Annotated in this window: 9 protein-coding genes; all 9 read right to left on the bottom strand. The window is 54.5% G+C overall.

The window, feature by feature from the left end; all coding sequences use genetic code 11:
- Positions 1-176: 176 nt before the first annotated feature.
- The 9 genes from K0T92_RS20225 to K0T92_RS20265 all read right to left on the bottom strand — a co-directional run bounded on the left by K0T92_RS20225 (position 177) and on the right by K0T92_RS20265 (position 12,625).
- Positions 177-854, bottom strand: coding sequence for an HAD family hydrolase (locus tag K0T92_RS20225; protein ID WP_219874295.1), 678 nt, complete (start codon positions 852-854; stop codon positions 177-179).
- Between the two features lie 64 nt (positions 855-918).
- Positions 919-2,052, bottom strand: coding sequence for a phosphodiester glycosidase family protein (locus K0T92_RS20230; RefSeq protein WP_219874296.1), 1,134 nt, complete (start codon positions 2,050-2,052; stop codon positions 919-921).
- 70 nt (positions 2,053-2,122) lie between these two features.
- Complete coding sequence (locus K0T92_RS20235) at positions 2,123-2,974, bottom strand: STM4011 family radical SAM protein (RefSeq protein ID WP_219874297.1); 852 nt, start codon at positions 2,972-2,974, stop codon at positions 2,123-2,125.
- The gene (locus K0T92_RS20240; RefSeq protein WP_246628312.1) at positions 2,971-4,350 is read right to left on the bottom strand and encodes an STM4012 family radical SAM protein; all 1,380 of its coding nucleotides are present in this window, start codon (positions 4,348-4,350) and stop codon (positions 2,971-2,973) included. Before K0T92_RS20240 ends, K0T92_RS20235 begins: the two co-directional genes overlap by 4 nt.
- A gap of 32 nt (positions 4,351-4,382) precedes the next feature.
- Positions 4,383-5,165: an STM4013/SEN3800 family hydrolase gene (locus tag K0T92_RS20245; protein ID WP_219874298.1), complete on the bottom strand. Its 783-nt coding sequence runs from the start codon at positions 5,163-5,165 to the stop codon at positions 4,383-4,385.
- A gap of 20 nt (positions 5,166-5,185) precedes the next feature.
- Complete coding sequence (locus K0T92_RS20250; protein WP_425517673.1) at positions 5,186-6,409, bottom strand: STM4014 family protein; 1,224 nt, start codon at positions 6,407-6,409, stop codon at positions 5,186-5,188.
- 10 nt (positions 6,410-6,419) lie between these two features.
- Positions 6,420-7,262: an STM4015 family protein gene (locus tag K0T92_RS20255; protein ID WP_219874300.1), complete on the bottom strand. Its 843-nt coding sequence runs from the start codon at positions 7,260-7,262 to the stop codon at positions 6,420-6,422.
- 179 nt (positions 7,263-7,441) lie between these two features.
- Positions 7,442-11,125: a hypothetical protein gene (locus tag K0T92_RS25140; protein ID WP_246628308.1), complete on the bottom strand. Its 3,684-nt coding sequence runs from the start codon at positions 11,123-11,125 to the stop codon at positions 7,442-7,444.
- A 57-nt stretch (positions 11,126-11,182) separates the two neighbouring features.
- Positions 11,183-12,625 (bottom strand): hypothetical protein, encoded by a 1,443-nt coding sequence (locus K0T92_RS20265; protein WP_219874301.1) that lies wholly within the window; start codon positions 12,623-12,625, stop codon positions 11,183-11,185.
- Between the last annotated feature and the right edge of the window lie 63 nt (positions 12,626-12,688).

A 12,688-nucleotide genomic window follows, 5' to 3' on the forward strand; every position in this document is an offset into this window, starting at 1 on the left:
TTTCGTGGAGCATAAGACACTTAAAGTCAGTTTAACGGAGTCCCCAATAAGCCCCCTATACAACGAAAAAGATGCTTCCATTTTCCACTTTTCAGTAGTTTGGAAGCATCTTTTTCACATTATTCGGGACTGGCTCGTTGGATATTGGACTTGGCGGACAGCCCCTTCTTCTGCGGCTAGACAGCAAGCTCAAGCAGTTCTCGGAAATCTGTTATGAGCTTGTCTGCATCTTGAAGCTCTTCCTGGCGGCCATATACGGCATATGCGCAGCCAACGACGCCGAGACCATTGCTCTTGCCTGCTTCCACATCAGATGAACGATCACCGACCATCCATCCTGTCTTAATATCGTGATCCCGCATCAACCGGGCGACCAGATCGACCTTGGAGGCTGTTTGATATTCACCTGCGCTGTACAAGCCGTCGAACAGCTCGCTGATGCCCTTGTGATGCGCGATTCCTTTCACATAATGCTCCAGGCCGTTGCTGGCCACGAACAACTTGAACCCGCGTGACTTCAGCTCCCGCAGCGTTGATTCGACATGCTCGTACAGCCTGCCCTCGCCCGCTTCCATAGCCTCCAGCTCATATTGGAGCATCAGCTCATCCGCCCGTTTCCGTGCAGCCTCTGAGCTATCAGGCATGATCGTCGTCCAAATATCCTCAAGCAGCATGCCAAGACAGCCCAGCACCTGCTCAAGCGGCGGCTCCGGCTTCATATACAGGCCCTCTTCCCTGAGCGTACGGAAAATACGTTCATGGACACCTGCAAGTATCGTATCTGTCTCAAACAAAGTACCGTCCATATCAAAAATGAACGCCTGAGATGCAACTGCTCCTGAGTTGTTGTTCATTTCGCTATCCCCTTCCCATACTGCCCTTATAATACTGAAAAGTCAGTATGGAGGCAAGCGCAGCTTACCACTTGGCAGCATCGATATCTTTAGGCCGCAGTCCCTCCCAAATATTCGGCATATCGACCGTCTCCGGATGCTCGAACACAAGGAAGGCGGTAGGCAAGTAGCGGCCGTCGCCGCTTTTGTCCGATGGCTTATTCAGAATCTCTCCATCCTTGACGAGCACCGATGATGATCCGCCATCCAGATTAGCAGCGATGACAGCCCCATTATCCAGCATGATCTGCTGTACATCATACAGGTTGGCACCGATACTGTGCCCCGGCTGCCTGCCGTCAATAACGACGAACAGGATCGCGCCGTCCTCCCGTTGGCCCATCGCCGTGCGGGGCGCGATTCCCCAGCCGTCCTTGGCATTCTTGATCAAGCCTTTGCCGTTCACGATAATTCGCGGCTGGAAGGTCACAGCTTCCCGAATGCCCAGTTCCAGCATCTCTTTTACAGAATAGCGCCCGGCAACCATGGTACCGTTCTTGTCAATCCCGACAACCTGGGTCGATTTGCTCGTGCCTACGTCATCGTAATAAACCGTGCCCTGCGAAATAACGACGCCGATCGGCTGAAACCCGTTCCCCTGCCAGTTCGGATCCGCGAAGCCGCCGCCATTCACACCTGCGATGGCTCCCGTCCGCTTCACCATATGATCGACCTTCTCGCCTCTGCCCCGCTTGGACGGTACACCGAGGCGGATTTTGGTCGGGTCGCTGACAATCATCAGATACCCCTTGTAGCCGCTGCCGGATATCGGCTTGATTTCCACCAGCGGCTTCTCCTGCGCTTCATCCTCTCCCCCGGCATGGGAAGGATCAGCTTCAGGCAGATGGATGACATGCGTATCGCGCTCATCCCCCATCGCCTCGAAGCTCTTCTTGTATTCGGCAACCCGGCGGTCCAGCGCCTCTTGCCCGATAATATATTTGGCCCAGTGCCGATGCTGTGTCGTAATCAGCGTATCCGCCATCAAATACCGGAAGTTCGTGCCGGAAGGAGTAAGCAGCAGCCATCCCAGCGCCAGCGTCCCCGTTAGCATTACAATCGTAAGAAGATATAGTATGAACCGGACGAAGCGGCCCTTTCGTTTCTTGACGCGTTTCCTCCGAAATGTATCTGAACGGTTGATCCCCGGCTGCAGCATGCTTTGCCATCTCCCATCTTATCTCATCATTCAGTTGACGAAATGTCGATGAAAAAGGTTTCAGCAGCTCTCAGCTGTAAATCCGCTCCAGCAATTGATCGCCATACACGCGGTGGAGCTCCAATTCAGGCATATGGATGTATCCAATATAGCAATCACAGCATTCCATCCGGCACGGACGCCGCTTGGCTAATCCCTCAAGGCCATCGCGATACAGATGCCCGATCACTTGGCGGTCCTTGTAGCAGCGCTTCACGATCCCGGGGCCCTGTACATAAAATACGTCATGGCCAGTTCTGCAGTCCCGGCCCATACTGTTGTAATCGCTCAAATTATGGTCGAAAAGCGGGTCAATCGCACGCAAATATCCGACGTCTGCTGCGGAGTAATAATCGGGCTTATCCTTGAAGGCATTGACCCATAAATATACATCATCAGGCAGTGCGCGCCTAAGCATTGCGATAGCCTGGAACGCGCTCTTCACCCCGACAGAGCCAACGCTAAAAGGTATGCCGCGACGATACAGCTCGCCGCACTGCGCAACAAACCGCCCCTCCTCTGTCTGTCCGGGATGATAGGTGGCCCAGAAGGCGGCTTTGCCCGGACGGAGTCCATCTGTCCAGTCCAGTTTTGACGAGAGATTGGTCTGGATCGCCACCTTCTCGATATGCTCCATATGTGACAATTCTTTCATTGCATCACGATACCAGCGATGGGTAAGGCCTTCGCCATAAGGGTTGAAAAAGATGGACAGCGTATGCCCTAGCTCCCCCTGCCCACGCACCCAATCGACGAATGCCGCCAGCTGCGAGCGATCCTTCGCAAGAGTCTCACTGCTGTCCATATTCTTGCTGAACGGACAATAGGGGCAGTCATAATTGCAGGAGGACAAGCTTCCGCGATAATAAAGAACCGCCCTCATGCAAGCACATATCCTTCCATCCGCTTCCGTACCTCAGGCGAGATGAACCAGTCTCCGATCGCATCGGAATAAGCAATGCCTTCATCCGTAAGGCGAAGCGACTCCGCATCCATCTCCGCAAGTCCCGTGTCAGGCAGCAGATGCAGCTCCGGGTAGTCTTCCATCACACGGCTTCCGAACCGCTCCTCATAAGCGCCAAGCGCCAAGCCCTCCCGGTGAAGAAGCGCCTTCAGAATGAAGCGGCGCTTCTGTTCGGGCACATCCAGAATGAAACCGTAATCTGCCCTATCATACCGCTCTGCCGCAACATAGTCGGCAATAATGCTTTCCGTCGCGCTCCGGCTGACGCCATAGCGTGAGGCATAGTGCACATTCCGGGTATAGGAGCGCGCACCGCAGCCGAGCCCTACCATCCCTTCCTCCTGGCAGCCGTAAGGCAGAATCGTTTTGGCCAGGCTGACGTCAGCCTTGGCGAACCGGCGCATGGAATACTGGGTGTAACCCTGTGACAGCAGGTGCTCGCGAGCGGCTAGATAACACATCATGCGGTTGTCCGTTCCGCCTCCGTCCCTCCTGATATCCTCCGGCTTCACGATAGTATGCTCGCGTGTATACAAGGGATACAGGAAAATTTCCTCCGGTTCATAGGACAGCGCGCGGCCGAGAGAATACATCCACGATTCTATCGTCTGTCCCGGCAGGCCATAGATCAAATCCAGATTCAGGACGGGGAATTGCTGTGATTTCAACAGGTCAAGCGCCCGTTCTACTTCAAGCGGCCGCTGCGGACGGTATATAGCCGCCGCTTCTTGCTCCACAAAACTTTGAATCCCCATACTGACCCGATCCACATAGTGATCCTTGAGTATGCGAAGACGCTCCCTGGTCACCGTCTCCGGCGATGTCTCAACAGAGATAGAGGCCTGCTGCTCATCCAGTCCCATGGCTTCCCCGGCGATATGGAAGAGACGCTCCAGCAGCTGCGGCTCCAGCAATGTAGGCGTTCCTCCGCCAATGGCGAAGCGGGCGAACGGCTTATGTCCCACATAGGGAGCCCACTGCCTGGCCTGGCGCTCCAAGGCGTCCACATACTGCTCATGAACACTTTGCCGCTTGTCCGGCAGGGTGAACAGATTGCAGAAGCCGCAGCGCGCTCCGCAGAACGGAATATGCATATAAAGGAAAAAGGTCTCTGCCGGCTCGGCACTCCACAGCTCCGACAATTCGATCCTTTTCTCCAGCTCGCCATAAGCTGTCTTATGCGGATAGGAGTACAAATACGAGCGGTAAGGCTCGGAGACCAGGCTCTCCTTCCAATTATGGAGAGACGCTGCGTCATGGCCCGTATTCTTCTTATAGAGAGGATGAGCTTCCATCATCAAGAGACCCACATCCTTTCCCATTATGTCTATAAAATAAATTCGCGGTAGGGCACATTCCAGACGACCTCATGGGCGAGGCGATGCCCTTCATAGCCATCCTCGCCATAGGCAGTGCCATGATCGGAGAAGGCAAGACAGAGAACCGGCCGCTCGCGTCTGCGCATAGCCGCGAACAGCCGTCCAAGCTCCCCGTCCACATAACGCAGGGCGGCGCGCTGCGTCTCAATCGAATCTCGCTTGGCTCCAGGCACATAATAATAGTTGGGGCCGTGAATGGCCGAGACGTTCAAGAACAGAAATAGACGTTCATTCTGCTCCGTTTGCTCTAGCAGCCGAAGCGCATGGTTAACCTGATGCTCGGTAGAGCGGGGATTCGTGACGCCGAAGGTCATCCGCCAGAAGCTCTGCTGGAAGTAACCAGGAAGCACCCTGGCTAACGCCACCTTTTTGGTAAAGAAAATAACGCCGCCGATACAGATCGTCCTATACCCCTCGGCTTGAAGCCCCGACACGATATCAGGCGTATCGAACAGCCAGGTATGGGGATGTGTCTTCATGCCCGTGTTGCGGGAATGGAACAGCCGGATATGACCGGTTTTATCCGTCGTGGCCGGAGTGGGCAGGAATCCCCCGAAGAAGGCATGGTGCGCCGCATAAGTAAAGCTCCCCGGCGTGTGCCGCTTCTCCCAATGTCCGCCGCCGCACAGATTCGGGCAGTTCTCCTCCTCCAGCACGGCTGCATCATAACGCAGCGTATCCAATGTAATCATAAGAATATCGTGACTGCCTACAATTTGATTCATATCCATGGTTGTATCTCCCTGTCAGACTATCTCGCTATGTCCCTTCTCCCGGAGCCAAGCCGCCTCATCTGCCATTCATAAGCGTCCATCCCTTGATAGGCGACGTTGTACAAGAGATCTCCGAATGGGTTGACATCCACCACAGAGGGCGGCTGCCGCAAGTCTTTTCCGATCAAAACATCGATTCCCGCCACAGAGGAAGACGGGTAAGCCGCAAGCGCTGCCTCCGCGCATTTCCGCATATTCTCCTGCACCAATTGAGGCAGACTCAGCTCCTCCATGCTCATTCGCTCGCTGCGCAAATGAAGGTTCGTTATAGGAGTCCGGCTGACCCGGGCAATGCTGTGGCACGCTTCCCCGCCGACGACAAGCTGACGGATATCGAACGTCCGGTCCCCATATGCGGCTTTAGCCACCCACTGCTCAGCATGCGCGCCATGCTTGAGCAGCCAATTGACAATCGGGCGTATGACTGCTCTATCGGTATAGCGGCGCAGCTTAAGCACATTGTAAAATTGAGGCGGCTTGGAGATGAAGCTATCGAAGGCGAGCGTAGTAGTGGCGAGCTCGGCTCCCGAATGCGGATTAATCTGGTATGCGACAACCCCGCAGGCGCCTGATCCCACAGCAAGCTTCAGAAAAATCCGGTGCAGCCTCGCATCCCTCATTGTATCGTACAGCGCATCATAATCCGGCAGCGCTTCAGGAGACGCCAAGCGCCGGGGTACGGATACTCCGGCTGCCTTAAGCACGTTATGGGTGCTGCGCTTGTCGAACATGCCTGCAATGTCCCTTGGAGCATTCAGCCATCCGGCAGTCGGCCATATTGCTCCCGCTTCGCGTTCCAGCCGGGCAAGCAGCCTGCCGTATCCCCGGAACCACTGCGAAGGATGGTACAGCCGTCCCCGCTGCTCCATCAATGCAGATGCAGCCCGTACAGACATGGGCTGCGGATCGTCTCTGCCGCCGAATGGCAGCAGCCGGTCGTCCCCCTCATCCCTTGCGGCATCAGGGGCTCCCAGCGCGATGAGTTCCCGCTCCACGTCGAAGTTCTCACCCGGTGCATCCAGCCGCAGCAAGGGAGGAATGCCATCCAGCATTCCTCCCTGCTCCGCAGCTTCCGTGAGGGAAATATGATTTCTAAGCAGATCCAGGTATGGCACAACGACAGCCGGGGGCAGGCCGACCCGCTCCCGCGCTCTCTGCAGACTGGCTGTCCTCCGGTTCTCCGGATTGCCAATAACGATCATCCGCTCCATCTTATTCGGTCAAGACAGGATATCGATAGTCTTCATCCTCCGAATCCTGCTGCTCGCTAATATCCGCGTGAAGCCCGGATTGCTCGATGCGCTTCATCATTCCATCAGACAAATAATGATGGCTCAGGTTCAGAAATTGCAGCTTCTGCACCTTGTCGCTGCCCAGCAGCGCTTCCGCCCCTTTGTCAGTCAACGTGCCCATAGACAGATCCAACGTATGCAGTTGGTCAAGTATGGGAGCCTGGGCCAGCGCAATGGCGATTTCGTCCTGTATTTCACTGTTCTTCAAACCTAGATACGTCAATGCTGGAAATTTGCCGGTTTCCATAAGCGGACGAACCGTCTCCAGATCGCCGTCGAAGCCATAATCATCCACGCCAAGATACAACTCCAGCTTTTTCAGGCTCGGGAAATGGCCCCCGCTAATGCTCGTTATAACGTCGGCATTAAGCCCCCCGCAAATAATAACGAGCTCCTCCAGCTTCTCGTGACGGGCAGGCTCAAGCTCAAGCTGGCTGCTGCCCTTGATCGTTAGCGACAGCAGTTCTGGGTATGCGGTCAACAGCGGCGCCAAATTGCTTTGGAGAATCCAGGATACTTCACATTCCTCACCATCCATATCTCCGATAAACAGCTTACGCAGCTGCGGGAATGCACCGTTCAGCCTGACAAGCGTCTCCACAATCTCACTGGAATCATTCTCATAGGAGCCTCCCCAGTCCCCGATAATGAGACTGGTCAGTTCCTTGGCGGCTGGACTATTAGCCAACTCCTCCAGCATTTCCTGCATTTTTTTTCCTTCTTCATATCCATCATAACCGATGGTCAGCTTCATTTCGGACATACTCAGTTCCTCCTGCTAATGAGTTTGATAGACAAGTTGATAGATAAGACTCGTGAACAAATCGACTGGCTTGCGATTTTATACTACCAACATCTAGCATTGCTAGTCCAGCTTTAGCATAAAAAAATCCCCGCATACGGCCGCGAATGGCCATGTGCGGGGATACGCGCATATCTGAATCAACTGTTATACATAAGCTCATCCGCCAGAATGGTTGCTCCCGTACGAAGCACGGCAGAGCCTGTACTGAGCTCAAGTGCGCCGCAGCCGACTAATGCCGCAATATATTTGCCGCCATAAGGCGTAGAAGGCGGCAGCAGGCCTGCCACTGCGCCCACTATATTGCCGATGAAGGTAATGAGGTCCTCGATGCCCTTCCATGTCGCCAGAACGATCCGCCCGGCCTTGTCCCGGTCGGTATACACCGCATAGATGAACTTGGCCACATTAGCGATCTCGGCAATAACGGAAATAATAATCTTCAGAATATGCCCCGCCTTCGACTCGCCAGGGAAGCAAATATCATACAGATTTTTGATCAGGAACGCCCACTTGACCGCCCAAGCGAACAGATTGCCGGGATCGGTCCATTTGCCGAGCGGGATCGTTAATGCTACCTGCAGCAGGCAGAACGGCGATTCTACAGCCGCAGGAATCTTCGACTCCATGCAGGTGGCCACGACCTCTGCCTTGCGCCAGATATGGTACATGCTTGCGCTTGCCAGGCCGCCGATGTAGGAATAAAGCTTCATAATATCGACGCCGTTGCCGGCAGCGTCCGATCCTTCCGGAGCTTCCGCGAGCAGTCCTTCCTCCTTGATCCGGCGGAAGAATGTCTCGCTGTCCATCGACGCCAGCTCTCCTCCGTCTTTCGGGAATGGCGCCTTGCCCTTCAACAGCTTGTAGGCAGACGTCGAAGGAATCGCCAGCAGCAGCGAAATAATATCGAGCAGCGACATTTTGTCCGACTTGGCGAACTCCTTGTAGAAGGCCGAGATGATGGGCAGATTGACATCCTTGTTGATCAGGTCCTCGACCGTATGCAGAATCTCCTCGATCACTTTGAAGAGACTGACGATCATATTTTTGCCCAAATTAAGCAGCCCAATCGCCGCATCTCCGGCCAGCATCTCCAGCGAGCTCGTCACAGACAGCTCTTTATCCGTGAACAATTGCTGGAAGTCCTGGCCGAATCGCTTCACATCCTCCTCCACATCATGAAGGGTCGGCACTATTGTATCGTTGAACAGCTTGCGCAGCCTGTCCAGATAACTGTCATTCATCACATGGGGAGCCTGAAGCGACGCCAGAACCTTCTCATGCATGACCCCGCCGCGCATCAGATAACTGGAATAATGCCCGGCCGGACTCTGATCCATGAATTGAAGCGCCTTCTTGCCCTCCGGCGCCGCTTCATCCTTCCTGCCTTTGTCAGCGCTCTGAAGCGTTGCATGGACACCCTTGAGATCCTTCAGCTCTCCACGCCTGTTCTTGAGCGAATGGACAATATCATCGAAGAACTTGTCCACTTTCTTCTCTGCCTTGCGGATTTCATTGCGGCCAAACTCCAGATTGTTGTTGACTGCCTGTACAAGAACCCGCTTCGTAGCCAGAATATCGTCCCAATTGAACAGGAACCCGAGCCAGCCGATGATTTTATCCAGATCGATCCCAAGCGTATTCTCAAGCAGCCAGCTCAGTGAGCTGTACAGATGGCTCAAGCAATTCATTGTAAATTTGTATATAACCCGTCCAATCTTCAGGGCGAATTGCCAGACGGGACCCATCTTGACGACGATAAACTCGTAGGCCTCATGCAGCGCGTTTCTCGCCCATGCCAGCACATCGCCGGCAAACCGCGTAACCGCCTCCTCGAACCAATCCCCGTTAGCGGCACCCGGTATCGCCATCGCCACCGCTGAAGACATCATCATATGGGCGTCTTCTTCCTCGTAATACTTCAGCCCCTCCTCCGGGCTGTAAGACATGCCGAACGCTCCGGACCAGCGTCCTCCGCCACTCTCCGCCTCGTTCGGCAGATAGGCGTTTGCCACCGTTCCGTCCTTGGGAAGGTCGGAGGCAACCTTCTGCAGCCTGAGAACACCCTTCACAGCTGAATCCAGATTGTCTCTGCGGCTGGCATCGACAAGATCTCTGCCGTCCTGCAGCTTCACCTTGCCCAGATCGTCCACCGACTTGATCGCGTCTAGTCCGTCATGCACTTTGGCCGCAGGATTAATCGTAATCCGGCTTCCGAGAGACGGATGATCCACATGCAGCATAGGAGTGCTGATATCATCTGCGAATGTAATGATGGAAATATCGCCGTAAGCATCAGGTGCTATCGTGGCGGCTTCACCCTTGTTCAGCGCGTAGCTGATGCCGTTAACCTCGAGCTGAACATAATCAGAGGCTGAGAGGCGAAGCTGCAGCGGCTCTGCTCCCGCATTGGTGCCGCTGTCTTCCCTCTCAGAGAGCTTCTGCTCCAGCTCCGGGAAGTATGGCGAGCCGTCCGCTTTCTTCATGTGCAGCTTTGTTGCGAATGCTTTCAGCTTCCGAACCTGTCCATCATCAGGCAGTGAGATGCTCGTCGAGCTCCACAGCCGTGTTTCCGGCGCTTGCGCCATGACCAGCAGCTTATTCTCCCCTTCCTTCATTAGTACAGTATCCGCCCCCTGCTTGCTGTTGCGGATCGGTGCGAGAGCAGTGACACCGCTGCGGATAACAATAGATTTCTCCCAGGCGGTATCTTCCGCTCCAAGCATAAGCCCCTCATCCATCTCATCCGCTGTCTCTGCTTCCAAAGCCGCTGCGGCCATCACATTCTTGAGACCGCTAATATAATGCAGCCGGTTGTCCCCTGACAAACCCCATACGGAAACCTTGTCTTCATCATCACGAACGATAATTTGCTTAATACCAGCCGTAGTCGCCGCATCTGCAAGCTCAGCCACATACTGTCTGCTCTTCACAGAGGATTGATTCCGCGCTGGAATGCGGTAAATGCCGTCCCCGCCGATATACAGATCGGTGAACCCCTTCGAGCCCGCGGCCAACGCGTCGAGCGAGCGTGCTCCCTGCGGTACCGGGAGCTCAACGTTATGTGTTTTGCCATAGCTATCCTTGACGGAGGTGAACACAAGCCGCAATGCGGATTCCTTGCGGTACAGTGTATAGACACCCCTTCCGAGAGCATGGCTGCCCGGTGTCAGTGCAAGGATCTCCTGCGCATTCTCCGGCATCGGGAACTGCTCCCACAGCCCGGATTGCACGTTTGGCGCTGTTTGGACGATGTAATGCTGCGCCTTATCATGGCCTTCAGCGTCCTGTGTTGCCGCTACAAGCATCGGGAAACCGGCCTTGTCGTCATTGGTTCCCAGATGGAGGCTGCCGATTCGATGCGGCTTGCTATCGGGACGCTGGATCCATTCCATCCCCTCCCAGCGCTCGTAGTCGCCCGCCGTGTTCGGCAGCATCTCCGATACCCACAACCGATGGGAGCTGCCCTCTGCGGTTGCCAGAGCAATCATCACGCCGCCGCTTCTGTTCTGGGACACCGTATAGGTGACAACCGGCTCATTGGCCGCTTTGTCCGATAGATTGACAGCCTTCCAGCCCGTCTCAGAGCCGTTAATATTCAACACCAGATGCAGCTGGTGATCCTTCATCACAGCAAAAACCATCGAGTTCCCGTTGGAATCCTCCACAACATTAAGCGGGAAGCTCTCATCCGCACTTAGCAGCGCTCCCTGCAGCGTATATTCCATCAGCTCGGACGAAACAGAGACAGTGAGCTTCGACTCCTCGTTCGCTCCCGGCCTGGACAATGAAACCTCAAACTGTTGATCGACAATATTTCTCATCTTTCTCCTCCTCAAAAGATCTCGGAATGAACGAACGCACGGTGACCGGAGTCGGCATTATTCTTTATAAGTGATATTGAAGCGCAAATTGCAATCCTTTTGACCGTCAAACGCCGGACTCGCGAAGAAAAACCGGTCGCCAAGCGGCAAAATGAACGGCTGCAGAACAGGATAATCAGTATTGACCGCCAGCAGATTGAAAAAGTTAAACGTTCCCCACGTCCCGGTCATCAGATTGGCGAACCGGTCCCGAATTTTCTTATGCACACCGGATGCACTCGGATAGCTTTCTCTGTACAATGCGTCATGATTGGCATTCGCAGTGTAATCGCCGGATCGGGTAAATTCACCGTTAACCGTAATCCGGCTATCGTCCGTCAGCGTCAACTTCCAGACTCCGCCGAACCCGTCCTCCTGAACCTGCAGCGGACTGAGGCTCCCTGAATGGCCATCTACACTGTAGACCACTTCACTAAGCGTTTCAAACGTATAGTCGAATACATTCGGAAATGTCCGCGTCTTCATTATAATAGTGCATACCGGATACACCTTGCCCTGAGCGGTTAACCGGACTGCCGGATCTGCCAGCATCTCGTCGATTTCATCAATGACGATCTCGCTTTGCAGTGTCCAGCACTGCTTCTCCGCATGCCATTGAAATGGCTCCTCGGACCCCATAGCTTCCCTGACCGGATCAAAAAACAGCCTCTGCATCAGATGAGCTGCAATCCAGTATCGTCCCTGCACATCGCCGGAATCAACAAGCGTCATCGGAATCGGCGGCTTGCCCGCAGGCATCTCCCGATTCTCCGTCATCATGACATAGTTGAAGGTGCTCCAGCCCTGTCTCTCATGACGCGTAATGGTATAATCGATGGATGTGGGCCTCAGCGGCGCATCTTCCCCATTAGCTCCGGATGGCCCCGTCGGCACATAGCCGAGACCGAAGGGATGCACCTCTTGAATCCCATCCCGATAGAACTGCACGATAAGAGGGAGCATGACCTTGAGCGCGTCAAAATCAGCAAAATTATCGATCCGAACAAGCCGGCTCTGGTCAATGGAATGGACAATATCCAGATAAAGCTGTTCAATGTCAAAATCTTTCTCCGGCAGCCCTTCCAGCCGGCTCTTCACTGAAGAGGGAACGATCGGGCTGCCGAGCAGCAGTTGCTTGGATAGAGACTGCTGGCCGATCCGCGCCTTGAAGCTCAGCACCATGCCTTCGAACTCAACTGTTTCGCCAGAGCTGTACGTCAATATTCCCTTGTCAAAGCTGAGGTTCAGCACGACATCCTCCGCCTTGGCGCTCTTCTTGAGCGTAATTGTCGGGGCGCCAAGGGCAGATTCAATGACATCGCCGCTCTCGCCCTGCTGCTTCAACTCCTCGCTGATCCATCCCGCCCTGTATAAGCCGAGAAGCTGGGAGTTCAGCGTATCCTCCGATATAGCGATGACGGCATCATAACCTGCCAGGTCCTCCTCAGAACCTGCTCTCATCAAATTCCTCCTTCTGCTCTCCAACTATGTAAACGCTTACAGACAGTCGTTTATTTGGCTTTC

The sequence above is a fragment of the Paenibacillus oenotherae genome (genome assembly GCF_019443105.1).
Taxonomy (GTDB): domain Bacteria; phylum Bacillota; class Bacilli; order Paenibacillales; family Paenibacillaceae; genus Paenibacillus_Z; species Paenibacillus_Z oenotherae.